This window comes from Bradyrhizobium sp. AZCC 2289 (assembly GCF_036924615.1).
Taxonomy (GTDB): domain Bacteria; phylum Pseudomonadota; class Alphaproteobacteria; order Rhizobiales; family Xanthobacteraceae; genus Bradyrhizobium.
Genome location: NZ_JAZHRY010000001.1, coordinates 4,721,497 through 4,739,637 on the forward strand (window position 1 = coordinate 4,721,497; position 18,141 = coordinate 4,739,637).

Sequence of the window (18,141 nt, forward strand, 5' to 3'; positions counted from 1 at the left end):
CGTGGCTTCATGGTTCGAGACGGCGCTAACGCGCCTCCTCACCATGAGGGGAGACATTGTCAGCTATTCCGCAACCGCGCGCTGGCGTTGCCGCCGAACATCGGGATCCGGTTCACCGCGAGCACCACCGCGAAGGTGATGACCAGCATCGCAATACCCAGCACCGAAATCGCGGCGAGATCGCCACTTTCGTTGAGATCGTAGATCAGCACGCTGAGCACCTTGGTCTGCGAGGTGAACAGCACGATCGCCGCCGACAGTTCGCGCATCACGCCGATGAAGATGAAGCACCAGGTCGCGATCACGCCGGTGCGCAGCAGGGGTGCCGTGATCTGCAGCAGCGACTGCAGCCGGGTCGCACCGAGAATGCGGCTGGCGTCTTCGAGTTCGGGGTGGATGGTCGCGAACGCCGCCTGCAATTGCTGATAGGCCGACGGCAGATTGATGGTGAGAAACGCGATCAGGAGGATCCACAGCGTGCCATACAGCACAAAGGGCGGCCTTGTGTAGCTCAGGAACAGGCCGACGCCGAGCACGATGCCGGGCACCGCCACCGGCGCGGTCGCGAGAAAGCCGAGCACGCGGTAGCCTCCGATAACGCGGCGGGTCGTTACATAGGCGATGACGAGCGCGAGGATGGTGCCGATGGTCGCGGTCGAGGCGCCCAGGATCACCGTGTTCTTGAGCGCGAGCTGGGTCGACGACAATTCGGTGAACACGAATACGATGTTATGCAGCGTCAGTGTCGAGGGCGTCACCAGCGTGGTGGCGTTCGGCGAAAACGCCGCATTGAGCAGCGCGAAGTAGGGCAGGAACACGGGGTTGAGCAGCACGACGAGGCACAGCGCCAGCGCCGCCCAGCGCCAGCCCTTCAATTCGACCTTGCGCGGCGCGCCATATTTGCCGCCGACCACGGAATAGCCGCGGCGTCCCAGCAGGAATTTCTGGCCCTGCAGCAGCAATATCGTCAGCAGCAACAGCGGCACCGCGGCGGCGGCGGCGAGCTCCAGTTTTGGCGGATACTGGAACAGGCTCCAGATTTTCGTGGTCATGGTGTGGAAACCAGCGGGCAGCGCCAGGATCGCGGGCGATCCGAACAGCGTCATGGCCTGCAGGAACGCGATTAGCGCGCCGGCGACCAGCGCCGGCAGTGCCAGAGGAATCGTGACGCGGCGCGCCGTGGTCCAGGCCTTGCCGCCGAGAATGGCGGAAGCATCCTCGAGTTCGCCCGGCATGTTGTCGAGCGCGTTGGCGACCAGCACGAACACGAACGGAAAGGTGTAGCAGGAAATCACGAAAATGATTCCGGTCATCGAATAGATGTCGAACAGATGCGCATCCGATTCGGCGCCGGTCATGAAACGATAAAGCTGGTTCAGCAGCCCGCTGTTGGGCGCCGCCAGCAGTTCCCAGGCGACCGCGCCGAGAAACGGCGGCGTCACGAACGAGGCGGTCACCAGCGCGCGGATGAATTGACGCCCGGGCATGTCGGTCCGCGATACCAGCCATCCGATCGGGGCGGCGACGATGCAGCAGATGAAGGCGGACGTGGTGGCGATGATCGCCGTGGTCAACAGCGGATCGAGGAAATCCGGATTGGTGAACAGGGTGACGAAATTTTGCAGCGTCGGATGCCGCGCGCGGTCGGTGAAGGCATAGACCGCCAGCCACGACAGCGGCAGCACGATCAGCGCGATCAACACGGCCGCAAACAGCCACAGCACCGGCCTGGTCCAGTCGATGCGCGGTTTGGGGGCAATGCTGGTGGCGAGGGTCATGTGAAAGCTTTCTCGTCGTCATTCCGGGGCGATGCGAAGCATCGAACCCGGAATCTCGAGATTCCGGGTCTGATCCTTCGGACCATCCCGGAATGACGACTGTGGTTAGGCGAACGCATTCTCACACCCGAAACAGCTTCGCATAGCGCGTCTTGATTTCTTCCGTCATCGCTTCCACCCCGGCGGCGTCCTCCTTCATCAGCTTGATGTCGGAAAGCTTGCGGCGTCCGGGCTTCGACTGCACTTGTGCATGCGCCGAATACTGCGCTGTGTAGTCGGTGAAGAATTGCTGGGTTTCGCGGGTGTGCAGCCAGGCCTGGAACAGCCGCGCGGCATTCGGATGCGGCGCGGTTGCAAAGATGCCGGTCGGCCCCGATATGGTCGGCGCACCTTCGGTCGGATAGACCGGCTCGACCGGCTGGCCTGCTTCCTTGAGCAGCACCACGCCATATTCGTTGCCGTCGGCCATCACCGCGCGCTCGCCGAGCGCAAGCTTTTTCGGCGGGTCGGTCGACGACTGCACCTGCATCACGCGCTGCTTCGACAGCTTCTCCAGGTATTCCCATCCCAGTTCGCGCACGATCTGGAAGGTCGCGGTCATGATGGTGCCGCTGTAGGCGGGATGACCTTTTACCATCTTGCCGGCCCATTTCGGGTCGAGCAAATCCGCAAAGCTCCGAGGCGCGTCGTCGGGCTTCACCATGTTGGTGTTGTAGGCGATCGACGACAAATAGATTCGCGACGTCGCGGACATGCCGTCGGGATCGCGAAACTGGGGGAGGAAATGCTGCGCGACGTCTTCGGGGACGAACGGCATCAGCCAGCCGTTCTTCTTCCAGGAGATAAAATGCGATGCGTCGGAAGAGTTGATGATATCGGCGGCGCGGATGTTGCTATCGAATTCCTGGGCAACGCGCTGGAACAGCCGCTCGGAGCCGGAGCGCTCGATCTGGACGGATATGCCGGGATAGGCCGCCTCGAACGCCTTGCCGAGCTTTTCGCCGACCGGCAGGTCCATCGACGAATACAGGATTACCTTGGCTTCTTTCTTCGCGGCCTCGATCAGTTGCGGCGTGATCGCAACCGGCGGGGGCGGCTCGGCCCGAACCGGCGCCGCAAATACGGTGCCAAGCGCAACCGTGGTCGCGCCTTTGAGAATGTCCCGCCTGGAAGGTCTTTGCCTTTTCATCGCGTCCTCGGTTCGTTTCTTGTTATCGGCTCAGCGCCCGGCAGCGGTCGGGCGGCAAGGTCAGCCAGACCTCGCTGCCTTTGGCGACCGCGGTCTCGGTCGGTGTGGTGATGCGCAAGGCCGTGCCGTCGGCGGTTTCGACCATGTAGTCGCGCGCGGCGCCGAGATAGACCTGGCGCGTCACGGTGGCCTTGACCACGTTCTGCGGCGACGGCGGCGCCTGGGTCGAGAGCTGGACGTCATGCTGGCGGATCGCCACCGGCGCACTCTGGCCGGCGGCAAGTTTTGCGCCGACCACCTGCAGGGTCGCACCCGCAAACGAAACGTGGTTTTCGTCCAAGGCAGTGCCCTTGATGACATTGCTGGCGCCGATGAAGCGCGCGACGAATTCGGACTCGGGCCGGGCGTAGATGTCTTCGGGCGTGCCGAGCTGGTCGATCCGGCCCGAATTCATCACCGCGATCAGGTCGGCCGTAGTCATCGCCTCCGATTGGTCGTGGGTGACGTAAACCGTGGTGTAGCGATATTCGTCATGCAGCCGGCGGATTTCGAACCGCATCTCTTCGCGCAAATTGGCGTCGAGATTGGACAGCGGCTCGTCGAGCAACAGCGTCTCGGGCTCGACGATCAGCGCGCGCGCCAGCGCCACGCGCTGTTGCTGCCCGCCGGACAGTTCGCCGGGATAGCGTTGCGCGAGCGCTTCAAGCTTGGTCGTGCCCAGGATGGCCGCGAGTTTTTTCGCGATGGTATCGCGGTCCATCTTCCGCAGGCGCAGGCCGTATACGATGTTTTCCGCGACCGTCATATGCGGCCACAGCGCGTAGCTCTGAAAGATCATCGACATGCTGCGCTGCTCGGGCGGCAGCGTCCGCGCTTTCGACGAGACCAGGCGATCGCCGACCTTGATCTCGCCGTCGGAGGGTTCCAGAAAGCCCGCGATCAGCCGCAGCGTCGTGGTCTTGCCGCAGCCGGACGGCCCAAGCAGGCAGACCAGCTGTCCGTGATCGATCCGCAGCGAGACGTTATCCACCACCGCAAGCGATCCAAAGCGCTTGGTCAGGCCGCGCAAATCAACGGACGCCAATCCTGTCACTCCCTATATTCGCGCACTCAATTTTTAATGAATACGCGCGCGCCGTTGCAGGCTGCCTTATTTATCGCAGGATCAATATAAGCACTAAAAATGACGCGCCGAAAAGGCTTGCACTGCTAAAGTCTGAGCAACGGCGCGATATTTCGGGAATCTCTCACATTGTGAGAGAGGGCGGGTTTCAGCGTACAGGATGGGTAGAGCACTTGCGAAACCCATCACCATCATGGACGCTCTCGATGAGTTTCGCTTCACTCTACCCATCCTACGAAAGACGCAGGCTGCGGGGAACGCTCACGCACCGACACTTTCGCCGAGAAAATCGATCGCGGCCTCGGTTCCGCCCTTGCCGTGCGGAATGTTGAGCGCCTTGAGGCCGGTTTCGATCACGCCGAGCGTGCCCAGGATCATCGGGGCGTTGACGTGGCCCATATGGGCGATCCGGAACGCCTGGCCCTGCAGGTCGCCGATCCCGACGCCGAGCACCACGCCGCATTTTTCCTTGCAATATTTATGCAGCGACACCGGATCGTTTCCGTTCATCACCACCGTCGTGACCGTGTTCGAGCGCTCATGCGGCTCCGCGATATTGAAGCCGAGCTCCTGGCCTTCGGCCCAGACCGCGACCGCGCGCCGCACCGCTTCGGCGAGCAGGCGATGACGCAGAAAGGCGTTTTCCAGCCCTTCGGCGAACAGCATATTGACGGCCTGGCGCAGCGCGAACAGCAGATGCACTGGTGCTGTGCCGGCATATTTGCGGTAGTGCTCGGAGCCCTCGCGTTCGGTCCAGTCCCAATAGGGCGTGCGCATGTTGGCCGTCTTGTGCACCTCGCGGGCGCGGTCACTGGCGGCGACGAAACCGAGGCCCGGCGGCGTCATCAGGCCCTTCTGCGAGCCGGACATCGCGACGTCGATGCCCCATTTATCCATTTCGAACGGCATGCAGCCCAGCGACGCCACGGTGTCGACCATGAACAGCGCGGGATGGCCGCATGCCTTGATGACCTTGCCGATCGCTTCGATGTCGTTATAGGCGCCGGAGGCCGTATCGACCTGCACCGCGAGGATCGCCTTGATGGTGTGATCCTTGTCCTGCTTGAGGCGCGCCTCGACTTCCGCCGGGCGGATCGCGCGGCGCCAGTCGCCTTTCAGCACTTCGACATCGGCGCCCATCGCGGTTGCGGCATTGCCCCAGCCGATCGCAAAGCGGCCGCTTTCCAGCACCAGCACCTTGTCGCCGCGCGACAGCACGTTGCTCAGGGTTGCTTCCCAGGCGCCATGGCCGTTGGCGATGTAGATGTAGGACTGTCCCTTGGTGGCGAACAGTTTGCTGAGATCGGCGAGCAGGGTTTCGGTCAGCTCCACCATCTCCCTGGAATAGATATCCAGCGCCGGACGATGCATCGCCTGCAGCACTTCGTCGGGCATGGTGGTGGGTCCGGGGATGGCCAGAAACTCCCGGCCCGCGCGAACGGTCATTTTCATTATTCCTTAGTCGGTGGAAGGCGGACGCTAGGTGGTTGGAGGTAATTGCGAGGGTTCAAGTGAGAGCATCATCATATTGGATCGAGACCGTCATTGCGAGCGCAGCGAAGCAATCCATCTGTGCCAAAATGACGGCCTATGGATTGCTTCGTCGCTTGCGCTCCTCGCAATGACGGGGATAGAGCACCCTATTTCCCCATCGCTTCGGCGACCGCATGCCAGATCTGATCCTTGATCTCGGTCGCCGGCGGGCTCGGGATCGTCACCGCGGGGCCGTCGCGCTTGCGGCAGGCCTCGACCAGCCGCAGCACCCAGATCTCGCCGTCGGTATAATAGAGGTCGCCGCCGCCGTTGCGCCCGGTCAGGGTCGGGCCGATGCCGGTCACCTGATATTTCGCGTCCACCATTTTTGCGTTTTCCAGGTCGGCGGTGAGCACGGCGCGTTCGGCATCGAGGTCGGGGTTGATATGATGCGTCACCGCGACGGTATATTTGCTGACGCCGACGCCGCGATCCTCGGTCGCGGCGCCCAGCCATACCGGGCGCTTCTCCGCGCCATGGTCCAGCACCTTCCAATACCTGACGTGATTGCGGCGATCGGCGCTGGCGCCGATCGGCTTTTCGAACGCGAGGTCTTCCCGCCGGCCGAGATAATAGAGATTGCTGACCGGCGCGTCCTTGTAGGGGCGATCGAGCAGCACGCTGCCGACGATCTCGATCGACGATTTCAGCGTGATCGGATCGGCCGGATACCAGCCCGCTTCGTGCATGGCGCAGACCACGTCATGCTGATCGCCGACCAGGCCGACATTGATCGGGTCGCCGGGAATGCCCTGCCCGGTCCGCGTCACCATCGGCAGATTTTCAAGGCCTTTCTGGTGTTCGTAGTGGGTCCAGAACAATGGCAGCACCAGATAGGCGAGCAGGGTGTACGCCAGCACGACGCCGAGCGCGACCAGCAGAAAGCGCTCCAGCCGCGAATGTTCCGGAGGTAGCGGGGCCAGCAGATCGTCGTAGAGGTCGCTCATGAATGGAGATTAGCGCATTCTTTGAGTGCGGGGGCTTCATCCTTCGAGACGGCGCTGCGCGCCTCCTCAGGATGAGGCTTCGAGACGCGGCTTACGCCGCTCCTCAGGATGAGGTCCTCTACCCACAGGACCAGATATTAAACCCTCATGGTGAGGAGCGCGTCTTCGCGCGTCTCGAACCATGAGGCCACAGACAGCGCTATCGCCTGGTCTCGCGGCAGCCGGCGGCCTCGGCTTCTTCGACCGAGCAGAACCAGCGTGTGCCCTTGCTGATCTTCATCTCGATCTTGGCGTACCAGCGGCTGGTCGGCTGATGGTAGATGCATTCGCCGGAGCGGTTCACGTTGCCCTTGATGGTGCAATCGGGCGACGGCGCGACCGATCCGGACGCCGAGGCCAGCAGGATCGTCGAGGCATTTTCCGGCGGCTTGGCGGCGCCCAAAATCGTCGTCTTCTTGTTGCGGGCGCGCCAGTCCCACGGCGCGATGAACGCGCCCTGCCACATCCCGGCCTTGGCCTCGCGCGCGGCCTTTTCGTCGGCGTCGTAATCGTGGGAAAACCGCGCATAGGCCAGCGCCCAGCCGCTCGCCACCAGCCATTTCTGGATGTCCTCGCCGTCAACTTCGCAGTGCGCGACGATGCGGCCGCGCCGATCGGTGGTGCGGGTATGGCAGGTCCAGCTTTTGCCGCTGGTATGCTTGATCAGCTCGTCGCGCGCCGCAACCCCGCAGGTCCAGCGTTCGCCATGGGTGTTGAGGCAAAGCTGGTCGGTCGACGGCGCGTCGACGCCGCCGAGGCGGATGCGGCTGTTGCCGATCTGGATCTGGTCGCCCTCGCGGATCTTCGGCACGCCGGTGATATCGGCCGCGCCGGCGATAGCCGGCGGCAGCATGAGCAGAATGGCTGTGAGCAGCGTCTTCAGTTTCATCGGCAATACCGATACAGGATAATGCACACGTGTTGGGCGAATTGTGCGGACAATGAGGCGGTCTTGCCAGAGCCAGACCGCCGCACGGCTTTCAACTTCCCGTCATTGTAAGTGAGTTGTCATTCCGGGGCGATGCGACAGCATCGAACTAGGTGCGCAATTGCGCACCTGAGAATCTCGAGATTCCGGGTCTGGTGCTAGCGCACCATCCCGGAATGACGGCTGATGGTTCAGCCGCCCCTCCCACCCCGCATCATCACGCCCCTTGCCAACGCCAGCCCCATCAGCACGAAGGCCGAGGTCACTTCGGGCCCGCCCACCAGGATCCGCGTCGGCGTCTTCATCTTGTTCCATTCATAGGCCTTGTAGGGGCCATGGCGGCCGCCTTCGCCTGTTTGCGCGACGATGCAGGCGAGCGGCGCGGCAAAGCTCGCCAGCTCGGCGCCGAGATGCGCCAGCGCCATCAGCGCCAGCGCCGCGTCGAACGCGTTCATCTCGTGGGTGATGAGCTCGGTCTGCACATAGGCCAGCACCCGGATGCGGATGAACTCGAAGGTGCCGTCGGGATCGATCGCCTGCCGCGCGGCCGTCGGCAACGCGATGAAGGCGGCATAGCAGCGGCCGAAATAGGCCGAATACAATTCCGGCAGATAATAGATATGCGAGCGCGGATTTGTGAACGCGCCGCTTTCGACCAACCGCTTCTGGAAGCCGATGATGCGGTGAACGGTCGTCAGCCGCTGCGGGGTCTCGATGACTTTCCAGCGCCTGAGATTGCGGAAGCTGACTTCGAGGATGTCGAGATTGAGCGTCGGATCGAGGTCGTTGCCATAGGGCCGGTCGCCCCTGAGATTGTCGATCCAGGTGACGACGCCGCCCTCGTAATCGACATTGTCGTTCAGCGGCACGGTGACGCGCGGCTCATTGGCGCCCTTGCGCACCTGCAGGCCGCTGTAGAAATCCAGCAGCGGCTGTTCGAGGATCGGATCGTCGGAGCCGGCTTGCGTGGCGGCCGAGAACGCGCACGCCGTGGTGTCGCAATCCGGCACGTAGATGCCAAAACCCAGATCCTGCTTGATCTGGGAGAAGAACTTCGAGAACCGCGGATGCGGCAGCGGCGCCAGCGCGGTGATGACGTTGACGGTCGAGCCGTCATGCGAGGGCACTGCTTCCGCGCTCACCTTGAGGCAGAAATCCACCATCTCCGATATCGCGCGGCGCGCGGCGCCGGCCTGATCCACTGAGGCCAGTCCGGTTTCGACAAAGCCGAGCAGCGCCTCGGTGAAGAACGCGTCGTAATAGGCCGAGCGATGGCGGATCTGCATCGGCTGCCACATCGGCTCGGCAATCCCTCGCCAGGGCGGATTGATCAGGGCGCGGGCCGGCGAATGCGCGATGAAAATCCGCGCCAGATTGAACAGCAGCGTCGAGTTCTTGTAGCCGCGCGAATTCAGCCCCGTCAGCGCCATCACCATCTCGCGCCCGCCCATGTCGGGATCGCCGATCAGGTTGAACGCGGCATAGGTCGGGATGAAGCCGTTCCTGGAGAACGACCGCAACAGATGCGCCCCGCAGGTCCGGATGATTTTTTCGATCTCGCCAAGATCAGGTGCGTGACCGTTCGCGGGCGCGGGCTTTGGCTGCGGGTGCCGGACATCGATCGTGTCCATCAGTTCCGCCACCGGCTGACCGATCGCGGCCCAGTCCGGCGCGTCGTCGTCGCGGGCAGAAAGCAGCGCCGCGCGCAGCCGCTGCAGCCTCCCCTCGTCGCGCAATTGCGGCAGGCCGGTGCGGCGCAGCAGCGACCGCAGCGCCGGATTGCCCAGCGCGGTCTTGTAGAACTTGCCGAGATGGGCGTCGCCGTAGTCCAGCAGCAGGGGATCGCAGACGTCGTACAGCGAGGGACCGTCCTTCCGGGCGGTCAGCGCGCGAAAGGCGGCGCCGGCGATGGTGTGAAAGCCCATGAAGTCAAATTCCGCACTCGCCGTTCCGCACGCCCCCGCCAAGCCGGACCGGGAACCGGTGCCGGCTTTTCGGAACCTGCAAGCGCTTCAAAAATTATACGAACAGCAGGGAAATACAAATGTGATCGAGGTCACGGAAAAGCCCCCCGTTTTTGGCGTGTAGTGGCCCGTCAGGGGTTCGCTGGCGGCAATCTTTATCAAGTAATATCAATAGCTTAACTTAAAAATACAGATCGGTGTTGCCCTCCGGGGCTGATGGGGTTAAGGGTTCGTTTGTTGCGATGCCGCAAATTGCTCACAATTCGACGGCACACACTTTGCAACCCCTAAAACCCCGGACGGTACTGGCGCGACTAACTTGGCGCGCGTCTTGAGAAGTGCCTCTGGATAACGATTGGGAATGAAACGCGATGAATGTCAGGCAGCTCCGCATTTCCCGCCGCTCGGTCGCCATTGCGACCGCGCTGGTCGGCATGGTGTCGCTGGCGATCGGCGCCCATGCCGCGCTGAACAAGCGCTCGCTCGACGCCGCCAAGGCGATCGCGACCGAACAGAACAGCGATTCCGCCAGGAAGACCTCCCGCCTCGCGCTGGTGATCGGCAACGGCCATTATCCCGACGCGTCCGCGCCGCTGGCGCAGCCGATCAATGACGCCCATGGCCTGAGCGCGGCGCTGCGCGGCAACGGTTTCGACGTCGACGTGGTCGAGGACGCCACCAGGGACGACATGGCCCGCGCCATCGGCCGCCTCAAGGGCAAGATCGGGCCGGACACGGTGGTGATGCTGTTCTTCGGCGGCTACGGCGTCCAGGTCGGCCGCGAGAGTTTTATGATCCCGGTCGATGCCGCGATCTGGAAGGAAGCCGATGTCCGCCGCGACGGCGTCAGCGTCGAGTCCGTGCTGGACGCGATGATGGAGCAGGGCGCGAAAGCAAAACTGGTCGTGCTCGACGCCTCGCGCCGCAACCCCTATGAGCGCCGCTTCCGTTCGTTCTCCCACGGGCTGGCCCCGATCAGCCCGCCGGAAAACACGATTGTGCTGAGCGCGGCAACGCCGGGCAAGGTGGCCGACGATTCCAGGGGCCAGTACAGCGTGCTGGTCGCCGAGCTCCTGAATAATTTGACCGCCCAGGCCGGTGCCGAAAGCGCCTTTAACAAAACCCGCGTCGCGATCTCCCGCGCCAGCGAAGGCGAGCAGGTCCCGTCGGTGTCGTCCTCGCTGCTGGAAGACGTCCGCATCGGCGGGTAATTTCCGCTCGTCATGCGCGGGCTTGACCCGCGCATCCATCGGAAAAAAGCACTTCTTCTCAAGAAGGATGGATTGCCGGGTCAAGCCCGGCAATGACAGCCCCCCTACTTCCCCTCCGCACTCGTCACCGGCCGCACCGGATCGCCCTCGCGCAACAAGGCGCCGGCGCGCGCCACCACGATGTCGCCTTCCTGGATGCCGCCGGTGGCGCCGCCGGTGATCTCGACCTGCCCGGCCGACATCAATCCGGTTTCCACCCGCCGCGTCTCGATGCGGTTGTGCCGCACCACCTGCACCACGGTGCCGGCGGTGGAATAGAGGATCGCGGTGAGCGGCACCGCGACGCCGCAGCTCTGCCCGGTCTTGATCTGCGCCCGCCCGGACGAATTAACCAGCAGCCGCCGGTTGGTGGTGATGCCGATGAACACCTGGCCGAGCTGGCTGTTGGGCTCGACCGTGGTCGACACGCGCCGCACCTTGCCGTCGACATCGCCGGCGCCGATGATCTTGATCCGCGCCGTCTGGTTGGCCCCGAGCTTGGCGATATCGCGCGTCGGCACCAGGCCGACCAGGTCGAACTCGCTGCGCGCGATGATCGAGAACAGCGGCTCGCCCTTGCCCGACGCCGTGGCGCCGATCGCCGCCGTCGTGGCCGCGATGGTGCCGGGGACCGGCGCCTGCACCGCGACCGAGCCGCCTTCCGGCAGCGTCAGCCGCGCCAGCACCTGGCCGGCGCTGACGGTGTCGCCGGCATCCGCCAGCACCTCGGCGACCTTCAGCCCCATGCGCTCGGGCCGCACCTGGGTCTCCTCGCGCGGAATGATGGTGCCGGTCACCTCGACGATATTGGCGAAACAGGACTTCGTGGCCTTCAGCACCGTGACCGCCGCACCCTTGGGCGCGGCCTCGGTGTCGTCGGCGGCGAGGGAGGGCTGGGCGGCGAGGGTGAGCAGGCCGGTGAGGAGCAGGGTGGGGAGGTGCGAAGGGGGGAAGGAGGGCATTGGCGGTGCGTTCCCGGTTTCGGGATTAGGGATAGCAGAGGGGTGGCGGGGGAGGAAAGCGGGCATCAGGATGGCGATCAGGCATTTGGGTTAGGTTGGGATCGAAAAGTCTGGCCGGCCTCTTGATCCGCTCGCTGTCGCAATTGGCACGAGCTTAGTGTAAGCCGAGACGAGAAGCCAAGTACAACCTTGCGTTGGTGCCATGAGCGAGTTTTTGCTAGGAGAGCTTTCATAAATGGCTCGCTATCTTCGCGAGATCATTTTGATGGCGAACGCGTGGGTGCGCTGACCTGAACCTCTAAAGAGCTTGAGATGAACAAGGACGTATCAGCCTACGTTAGGGATATTGCGCGGAAGTTCGAAAAGGGCAACGCGACCGAGCACACTTATCGAGATTCGTTTGTCTCGCTATCTGATGCCTTGCTCGGTGTGGAATTTGAGCTAACGAATGAGCCCAAGCGCCAGAAATGCGGTGCGCCTGACTATATCCTCGAGAAGGGCGATATTCCGGTTGGATACATCGAAGCAAAGGACATCCGCAAAGCCGCCAATGGCAGGTCGGCGCGCAAGTGATCCGCCATCGCCCAGCCGACGATCTTGCGGCTGTACAGGTCCATGACGGTGGCCAGATAGAGCCAGCCCTGATCAGTCTCGACGTAGGTGATGTCGGCGAGCCAGATCCGGTTCGGCGCGGCGGCGGTGAAGTTCTGCTCGAGCAGATTCGGGGCAATCGGGAAGTCGTGACGGCTGTCGGTGGTGCGCACCCGCCGTGGCCGCGCCATGATGGCCCTGATCCCGTGACGGCGCATCAGTCGCTCGATGCGACCGCGGCTCGCCCCGCGGCCCTGGGCCTTCAGCTCGGCATGGATGCGCGGGCTGCCATAGCGTCCGCAGGCCTCGCGGTGGACCCGTTCGATGTCGTCGACGAGCGCACGATTGGCGGCGGATCGCCGGCTCTCCGGGCGCGCTCGCCAGGCATAGTAGCCGGCCGGCGAGACACCGAGCACGTCGCACATCAGTGACACCGGGTAGTCAGCGCGGCGATCTTCAATGAAACGGAATCTCATGTCCGCGTCCCAGCAAAGATCGCGATCGACTTTTTTAAAATGTCGCGCTCCATGCGCAGCCGTTCGTTCTCTCGCTGCAAACGAGCGATCTCCGCCGCGTGGTCCGCCGACGGCACCGTCGCCTGCGTTGTGGGGCGCCGCGCCGGTGCCGTCGGCTCCCGCCCAGCCCCACGCTGCTCCACCCAGCGCCGCAATACGGAATCGCGCAGGCCAAGTTCCTTGGCCACCGATCCGATCGAGCGACCGCTCGAAGCCACCAGATCGACTGCTTGCCGCTTGTAATCGTTCGTAAACGACCGACGTTGACGTGCTTCCATCCGACACCTCCTGGCTCCTCGAGCCTACTACAGGTGTCCATCAATTCGGAGGAGGTTCACGGTCGAATTCTCTGGAGTGACGAGAAAATCTGGATCAACAGCGAGCAGTACTTCAATCATGTGCCAGAAGCGCTATGGTCTATGCGGGTTGGTGGATACGTTCCTCTTCAGAAGTGGTTGGGAGACAGAAAAGGCGAGTGCCTTAGCCTTGATGATATCAAGCACTATCAGTTGATAATCGGCGCTCTGAACAAATCGATTCACGTTCTTGGAGAAATCGATGCAGAGTACCGGCTCACTATACGAGCGTCCGTTTCTAGATGAGCGCGGAGCGGCCTTCAATCCATTGCTCCACCATGCAGTAGATACGGTGCTCGACCGCGATCTTGTCTGTCTTGGCTTCGCCGCTCAGCAGTGAGGCAGGGTTGGCGGCGTCCGCCGGCCGAAGCCGTGATCCGCGAAGGCGCATTGAAGACGTTGCAAGACACCGTCATCGGCCTCAACCTCGATAATTTTCTGGTCCGCCAGCATCGCCGTGCGGTCGAGAAATACCGAGAGCCGAAAGAGTGGGTCGGCATCAACGATGAAAAGCGCAAGGAACTGGTCGAGGAGATCGCGCCGCTGCCGTCCGAACGCGGCTTCGGAACCGAGGAAGCAAAGCGCTTCGATCTCCTGATGTTTTCGTTGCAACTCGCACTCATGAAAGGTTCGAAGCGTTTCGACACCTTGCAAAAGCAGCTCCTTGAGATTGCTTCCGCGCTGGAAGATCAGACCGGCATCCCGGCTATCGCGCATCAGGCGGTGCTGATCGAGGAGATTCAGACCGATCAATGGTGGGAAGGCGTCACCGTTCCGCTGCTCGAACTCGTCCGATTGCGTTTGCGCGATCTGGTCCAGCATATCGAAAAGTCGAGAAAGGCCATCGTCTATTCGAACTTTGCCGACGAGATCGGTGATGGCGTCGAACACGAACTGCCGCAGGTCGGCGAGGCCGACTTTGCCCGCTTCAAGCAGAATGCCCGGCATTTCCTGAAGGCGCACGAGGACCACATCGTGCTTCACAAGCTGCGGCAGGGCAGACCGCTCACGCCAACCGACCTGAGCGAACTCGAAAAGATGTTGCTGGACGCCGGTATCGGCGAGGCCGGCGATATCGAGCGCGCACGCGAGACCAGCAAGGGTTTTGGGCGTTTCGTTCGCTCGATCGTCGGACTCGACCGCGCAGCGGTTCGTGACGCCTTCGGCGAGTTCCTCGCGGCCGGTGTGGCAACCGCAAGCCAGATCGAGTTCATCAACATGGTCATCGAGCACCTGACCGATCAGGGCGTGATGGACCCTGCCTTGCTTTACGAACCGCCGTTCACCGACCTGGCGCCGACCGGGCCGGAAAAGCTCTTCGATGAAGAAAAGGTGACGCGGCTTTTCACGAAAATTCAGGCCATCAACGACAGCGCCGTGGCATGAGGCTGATGTGTCACAGGCCGGGGAGGCCAATCGACCTTGAAATGATATCATATTAATGATATCATATTGACATATACCCTTGGAGACTGCCATGCAGGTTTCGAAATGGGGCGACAGCCTGGCCGTGAGGCTGCCCAAAGCCCTGGTCGAGAAGATGGGTTTGAATGCCGGCGACGAACTCAACATCGTCGATGTGGCCGAACGAACGCTGATCGTTCAGAAGGAAGACCGGCGCAAGGCTGCGCTTGAACGTCTGGCCTCCCTCAACTGGACGCTCCCTCCCGATTACAAATTCGATCGGGACGAGGCGAACGAGCGGTGAAGGCCTTTTTCGACACCAACATTCTCGTCTACACCGCGACCTCGGACGCCAAGAAACAAAAGGCGGTTGACTGCCTTGCTCGCGGCGGCTGCGTCAGCGTTCAGGTGCTCAACGAGTTCGTCCACGTCGCCCGACGCAAGCTCCGCCATGACTGGCCGCAGATTGAGCTGGCGCTTGGCTTGTTCCGTGCTTCGCTCGATGACGTCGTGCCTGTCACTTTGAACACGCATACTGCAGCCGTATCGCTCGCCAGAGAGCACGGACTATCGTTCTATGATGCACTGATCGTCGCCGCCGCAATCGAGGCAGGATGCGACACGCTCTATAGCGAAGACATGCAGCATGGCCGAGCCATCGCAGGCCTCGCCATCGTCAATCCGTTTCTGGAACGCGCACCGTGAGCGCCCAAACCCTGGTGCAGATCGACCGTTTTCGCCCCAAAACGACGTGCGCGCAGGGACGATTTTCTGCTGAAACTTCAACGTGATTTGGGCTGTCCAGACCTGTCGGAAAAAATATTTCGCTTTCGCCGTCGGGCAAATCAGCGCTACCAGCTCGCCCCATCCCGGCCCCCAGAGGGGCGTATCATGATCGTCACGAACGTTGGGCATGGGATGCGGTGGACGCGGCAGCGTTGGGCGCGCAAGGCAATCGCAGGGCGGCTCCGTCAGGGGTTCGTGAGCGATCAGGCCGCGCGCTGACGAACGGCGCTAAAACCATTTCGCAAAAGCTTCGGCGGGGCGCTACCCGGGCCGTGGGCCGCCGAATGTCCCGGCCGTGCACGAGGTGGCGGAACTCACGCCGCTTTTGTCAGAGGCCGCGCGCGTTCGATCCGTTTGCGCTCGCGTGGGGAATGCATCGCTTCCCACAGATCGGTTCGCCGCTGCACATTGAGCCAGAAATCCGGGCCGTTGCCGAACACGCGGGCGAGAATGAGCGCGGTCGCCGCGGTGACATTGCGGCGATCGTTGCACAGCTCATTGACGTGCTTGCGCTGCACGCCCATGGCTTCAGCCAGCGCGCCTTGCGTCAGCCCGATCGGGTTCATGAATTCCTCGACCAGGATTTCGCCAATTGTCGCCGGCTTGCGTTTCGTCATCAACATGGCTTGCCTCATACGTAGCTGTGGTCGTCCAGATATACGTCCTTCGCCTCACCCCGGCCGCTATCCCATCGAAAAACCAACCGCCATCGTTTGTTGACCCGGATCGAGTGCAAGCCGTCGAGATTGCCCCGCAGCTTCTCGAAATGGTTGCTCGGCGGCGATCTCAAATCGCGATCCGTCGCCGCATCGTCGATCATCTGGATCTTGCGGAACAGGCGGTCTTCCAGGTCGGACGGGATTTTCTTCGACCTGACGTCGTTGACGAAGAACTCCCGCAACCAGTCGTCCCGGAAGCTCACAATCATGCCGCAACCCCGTATGAGATACTGTACCACGCTATAGCTCATCATGCAATGGCGAGCCGCACGGGGTGATCGAGCGTGGCCTGAGCGCCTGCTCGTACAATCGAAATCAGCCAGGGAATTCAACGTGATTTGGGCTGTCCAGACCTGCCGGAAAAAATATCCCGCTTGTCCCGTCGGGCAAATCAGCGCTACCAGCTCGCCCCATCCCGGCCCTCTCAGAGGGGCGTATCATGATCGTCACGAACGTTGGGCATGGGATGCGGTGGACGCGGCAGCGTTGGGCGCGCAAGGCAATCGCAGGGCGGCTCCGTCAGGGGTTCGTGAGCGATCAGGCCGCGCGCTGACGACGGCGCCGAAGCCCGGCGAAGCCTTTTGGCGAAGACGGGTGGCTGCGTACGGCAAAAGCGTGTGGTTCTGGCACCCGTTGCTGGTGTCAAGTCGGCGGAGGTTTTGTTGGCCCGACCGGGTTCGGCAAGATCGCCAATTCGCCGACGACGGTGGCAAGACGAATTCGTCGCCGGGGAGAGCGCGCCATAAGCCGTAAAGCCATCGCGCAGGGAATGCCGGAGTGCCTCCGCTGAACCTGTATGCTCGTGTGCGTTTTTTCGCACAGCCTTGCACACGAGACCGCGGGTGCAGCGCGCATCCGGCATTCCCTGCGCCCTCTGATTATTCAGGGCGCGAAACCAGGGGCAGCACTCGGGCGAATCGCGCCGCGGGAATGCGAAGGTGTGTGTTCAACCGTCATCCTGAGGTGCGAGCGAAGCGAGCCTCGAAGGATGAGCCACGGGGCTACATCCTTCGAGACGGCGCTTCGCGCCTCCTCAGGATGAGGTCTCCGATCCCAGGACCCGGCTTTCGAACCCTCATGGTGAGGAGCGCGCTCTTGCGCGCGTCTCGAACCATGAGGCCCGGTCGGTGTCCGAGCTCTGGACGGCTTTCATCCTACCCCGCCGCCAGCGACATCCCCGCGCCTTGCTCCGCCTGCGCGATATGCGCGACGATCTCCGGATTGATGGTCGCCGCGTGCGTCATGGGCAGCATGTGGCCGGCGCCCGTCAGATGCCGGATCTCGGCGCCGCCGATGCCGGTCATGAGCCGGCCGACAATGCGCTGGGTGAGGTAGGGCGACAGGCCGCCCGACACCAAGAGCGTCGGCACCCGCAGCGTGGCGGCCGCGGCAGATATGTCGGCTTCGGCGAACAGGCTGGTGAATTCGAACGGCAGCTTGTCGGCGTGCGCGATCAGGCGCAGCCGCGCATCGTCGGACAGTTGCGCCGGCGGGCCGGAGCCGTTCCAGAACGAGGTGAACTTGTCGATCGCCTCCATCGCGAGGCCATTGAACAGGTCCTCGCACACCTCCTGCATGAGGTGCTCGAAGCGGTCGTGCAGCCGCCGGTCCGCGGCCACGTCGCGCAGCAGCGTCGGCAGCACCGGCTCGATCAAGGTCAGGCTGCGCACGCGGCGCGCATAGGGCGAGCAGGTTGCGATCTTGAACGCCACCGCGCCGCCATAGGAGTGGCCGATCAGGTGGATCGGCCCCTTGGCCTCATCGAGGCGCGGGGCCAGCAGTTCGACCTCCTGCGCCAGCGTGCTCGGCAGCGTGGCCGGGCCGCGATGGTCGCCGTAGCCGGCAATATCCGGCGTGATGACCTGATAGCGGCTGCCGAGTTCGATCGCGAGCTTGCTCCACTGCCGCCCCGAACCGAGCGAGCAATGCAGCGCGATCACGGAACTGGTGGCGCGCTCGGCATGAGGCATTTGAATCACGGATGTCATCGGATGGTTCCTGATGGTGACGATCCGGGCCGCAGGCGATTGCCGCAGCCCGGATCGGTGACGCTGTCG

At 62.9% G+C, this 18,141-nt stretch carries 19 protein-coding genes; 6 read left to right on the plus strand and 13 right to left on the minus strand.

Annotation, left to right across the window (positions count from 1 at the left end; translation table 11 throughout):
* Positions 1–59: 59 nt before the first annotated feature.
* The 7 genes from V1289_RS22475 to V1289_RS22505 form a co-directional block, all read right to left on the minus strand.
* Positions 60–1,778, minus strand: a complete 1,719-nt coding sequence (locus V1289_RS22475) for an ABC transporter permease (RefSeq protein ID WP_334398895.1) — start codon at positions 1,776–1,778, stop codon at positions 60–62.
* Positions 1,779–1,899: 121 nt separating this feature from the next.
* Complete coding sequence (locus V1289_RS22480; RefSeq protein ID WP_334398896.1) at positions 1,900–2,967, minus strand: ABC transporter substrate-binding protein; 1,068 nt, start codon at positions 2,965–2,967, stop codon at positions 1,900–1,902.
* 22 nt (positions 2,968–2,989) lie between these two features.
* Positions 2,990–4,051, minus strand: coding sequence for an ABC transporter ATP-binding protein (locus tag V1289_RS22485; protein ID WP_334398897.1), 1,062 nt, complete (start codon positions 4,049–4,051; stop codon positions 2,990–2,992).
* 300 nt (positions 4,052–4,351) lie between these two features.
* A complete protein-coding gene (locus V1289_RS22490) occupies positions 4,352–5,536 on the minus strand; it encodes a pyridoxal-phosphate-dependent aminotransferase family protein (RefSeq protein ID WP_334398898.1) in 1,185 nt (394 codons plus the stop codon).
* A gap of 194 nt (positions 5,537–5,730) precedes the next feature.
* Positions 5,731–6,570 carry an LssY C-terminal domain-containing protein gene (locus V1289_RS22495; RefSeq protein ID WP_334398899.1) on the minus strand — a complete coding sequence of 280 codons (840 nt, stop codon included), beginning with the start codon at positions 6,568–6,570 and terminating at the stop codon, positions 5,731–5,733.
* A gap of 199 nt (positions 6,571–6,769) precedes the next feature.
* Positions 6,770–7,498 (minus strand): thermonuclease family protein, encoded by a 729-nt coding sequence (locus V1289_RS22500; RefSeq protein WP_334398900.1) that lies wholly within the window; start codon positions 7,496–7,498, stop codon positions 6,770–6,772.
* A 230-nt stretch (positions 7,499–7,728) separates the two neighbouring features.
* Positions 7,729–9,462: a hypothetical protein gene (locus tag V1289_RS22505; protein WP_334398901.1), complete on the minus strand. Its 1,734-nt coding sequence runs from the start codon at positions 9,460–9,462 to the stop codon at positions 7,729–7,731.
* 410 nt (positions 9,463–9,872) lie between these two features.
* Between V1289_RS22505 and V1289_RS22510 the strand changes: the two genes are divergently transcribed.
* Positions 9,873–10,712 (plus strand): caspase family protein, encoded by an 840-nt coding sequence (locus V1289_RS22510; protein ID WP_334398902.1) that lies wholly within the window; start codon positions 9,873–9,875, stop codon positions 10,710–10,712.
* Between the two features lie 104 nt (positions 10,713–10,816).
* Here the strand turns inward: V1289_RS22510 and V1289_RS22515 are convergent, their stop codons facing one another.
* From V1289_RS22515 to V1289_RS22525, 3 genes are all read right to left on the minus strand, one after another.
* Entirely contained in the window at positions 10,817–11,713 is an 897-nt protein-coding gene (locus V1289_RS22515) for an efflux RND transporter periplasmic adaptor subunit (RefSeq protein ID WP_334398903.1), read from the minus strand.
* Positions 11,714–12,195: 482 nt separating this feature from the next.
* Positions 12,196–12,780 carry an IS3 family transposase gene (locus tag V1289_RS22520; protein ID WP_334398904.1) on the minus strand — a complete coding sequence of 195 codons (585 nt, stop codon included), beginning with the start codon at positions 12,778–12,780 and terminating at the stop codon, positions 12,196–12,198.
* Positions 12,777–13,097 (minus strand): transposase, encoded by a 321-nt coding sequence (locus V1289_RS22525; protein ID WP_334398905.1) that lies wholly within the window; start codon positions 13,095–13,097, stop codon positions 12,777–12,779. Before V1289_RS22525 ends, V1289_RS22520 begins: the two co-directional genes overlap by 4 nt.
* A 33-nt stretch (positions 13,098–13,130) precedes the next feature.
* On the opposite strand from V1289_RS22525, the gene V1289_RS49790 reads away from it, so the two are divergent.
* The 5 genes from V1289_RS49790 to V1289_RS22545 all read left to right on the plus strand — a co-directional run bounded on the left by V1289_RS49790 (position 13,131) and on the right by V1289_RS22545 (position 15,284).
* Positions 13,131–13,421, plus strand: coding sequence for a type ISP restriction/modification enzyme (locus V1289_RS49790; RefSeq protein ID WP_442896055.1), 291 nt, complete (start codon positions 13,131–13,133; stop codon positions 13,419–13,421).
* Entirely contained in the window at positions 13,378–13,515 is a 138-nt protein-coding gene (locus V1289_RS22530) for a hypothetical protein (protein ID WP_334398906.1), read from the plus strand. The genes V1289_RS49790 and V1289_RS22530 overlap by 44 nt, the downstream gene beginning before the upstream one ends.
* Before the next feature lie 50 nt (positions 13,516–13,565).
* Positions 13,566–14,561 (plus strand): type I restriction-modification enzyme R subunit C-terminal domain-containing protein, encoded by a 996-nt coding sequence (locus V1289_RS22535; protein WP_334398907.1) that lies wholly within the window; start codon positions 13,566–13,568, stop codon positions 14,559–14,561.
* Positions 14,562–14,652: 91 nt separating this feature from the next.
* A complete protein-coding gene (locus tag V1289_RS22540) occupies positions 14,653–14,883 on the plus strand; it encodes an AbrB/MazE/SpoVT family DNA-binding domain-containing protein (protein WP_334398908.1) in 231 nt (76 codons plus the stop codon).
* The gene (locus V1289_RS22545) at positions 14,880–15,284 is read left to right on the plus strand and encodes a PIN domain-containing protein (protein WP_334398909.1); all 405 of its coding nucleotides are present in this window, start codon (positions 14,880–14,882) and stop codon (positions 15,282–15,284) included. Before V1289_RS22540 ends, V1289_RS22545 begins: the two co-directional genes overlap by 4 nt.
* A 395-nt stretch (positions 15,285–15,679) precedes the next feature.
* Here the strand turns inward: V1289_RS22545 and V1289_RS22550 are convergent, their stop codons facing one another.
* From V1289_RS22550 to V1289_RS22560, 3 genes are all read right to left on the minus strand, one after another.
* Entirely contained in the window at positions 15,680–15,988 is a 309-nt protein-coding gene (locus V1289_RS22550; RefSeq protein ID WP_334398911.1) for a HigA family addiction module antitoxin, read from the minus strand.
* An 8-nt stretch (positions 15,989–15,996) separates the two neighbouring features.
* On the minus strand, positions 15,997–16,293 hold the full coding sequence (locus tag V1289_RS22555; protein WP_334398913.1) for a type II toxin-antitoxin system RelE/ParE family toxin: 297 nt from the start codon (positions 16,291–16,293) through the stop codon (positions 15,997–15,999).
* 945 nt (positions 16,294–17,238) lie between these two features.
* Positions 17,239–18,054: an alpha/beta fold hydrolase gene (locus V1289_RS22560; protein WP_334398914.1), complete on the minus strand. Its 816-nt coding sequence runs from the start codon at positions 18,052–18,054 to the stop codon at positions 17,239–17,241.
* Positions 18,055–18,141: the final 87 nt, after the last annotated feature.

Excerpts from the sequence above, each read along its gene's own strand:
- V1289_RS22475 (WP_334398895.1), bottom strand. The coding sequence starts at position 1,778 with ATGACCCTCGCCACCAGCATTGCCCCCAAACCGCGCATCGACTGGACC.
- V1289_RS22480 (WP_334398896.1), bottom strand. The coding sequence starts at position 2,967 with ATGAAAAGGCAAAGACCTTCCAGGCGGGACATTCTCAAAGGCGCGACC.
- V1289_RS22490 (WP_334398898.1), bottom strand. The coding sequence starts at position 5,536 with ATGACCGTTCGCGCGGGCCGGGAGTTTCTGGCCATCCCCGGACCCACC.
- V1289_RS22495 (WP_334398899.1), bottom strand. The coding sequence starts at position 6,570 with ATGAGCGACCTCTACGACGATCTGCTGGCCCCGCTACCTCCGGAACAT.
- V1289_RS22500 (WP_334398900.1), bottom strand. The coding sequence starts at position 7,498 with ATGAAACTGAAGACGCTGCTCACAGCCATTCTGCTCATGCTGCCGCCG.
- V1289_RS22505 (WP_334398901.1), bottom strand. The coding sequence starts at position 9,462 with ATGGGCTTTCACACCATCGCCGGCGCCGCCTTTCGCGCGCTGACCGCC.
- V1289_RS22510 (WP_334398902.1), top strand. The coding sequence starts at position 9,873 with ATGAATGTCAGGCAGCTCCGCATTTCCCGCCGCTCGGTCGCCATTGCG.
- V1289_RS22515 (WP_334398903.1), bottom strand. The coding sequence starts at position 11,713 with ATGCCCTCCTTCCCCCCTTCGCACCTCCCCACCCTGCTCCTCACCGGC.
- V1289_RS22520 (WP_334398904.1), bottom strand. The coding sequence starts at position 12,780 with ATGAGATTCCGTTTCATTGAAGATCGCCGCGCTGACTACCCGGTGTCA.
- V1289_RS22525 (WP_334398905.1), bottom strand. The coding sequence starts at position 13,097 with ATGGAAGCACGTCAACGTCGGTCGTTTACGAACGATTACAAGCGGCAA.
- V1289_RS22530 (WP_334398906.1), top strand. The coding sequence starts at position 13,378 with ATGCAGAGTACCGGCTCACTATACGAGCGTCCGTTTCTAGATGAGCGC.
- V1289_RS22540 (WP_334398908.1), top strand. The coding sequence starts at position 14,653 with ATGCAGGTTTCGAAATGGGGCGACAGCCTGGCCGTGAGGCTGCCCAAA.
- V1289_RS22550 (WP_334398911.1), bottom strand. The coding sequence starts at position 15,988 with ATGTTGATGACGAAACGCAAGCCGGCGACAATTGGCGAAATCCTGGTC.
- V1289_RS22555 (WP_334398913.1), bottom strand. The coding sequence starts at position 16,293 with ATGATTGTGAGCTTCCGGGACGACTGGTTGCGGGAGTTCTTCGTCAAC.
- V1289_RS22560 (WP_334398914.1), bottom strand. The coding sequence starts at position 18,054 with ATGCCTCATGCCGAGCGCGCCACCAGTTCCGTGATCGCGCTGCATTGC.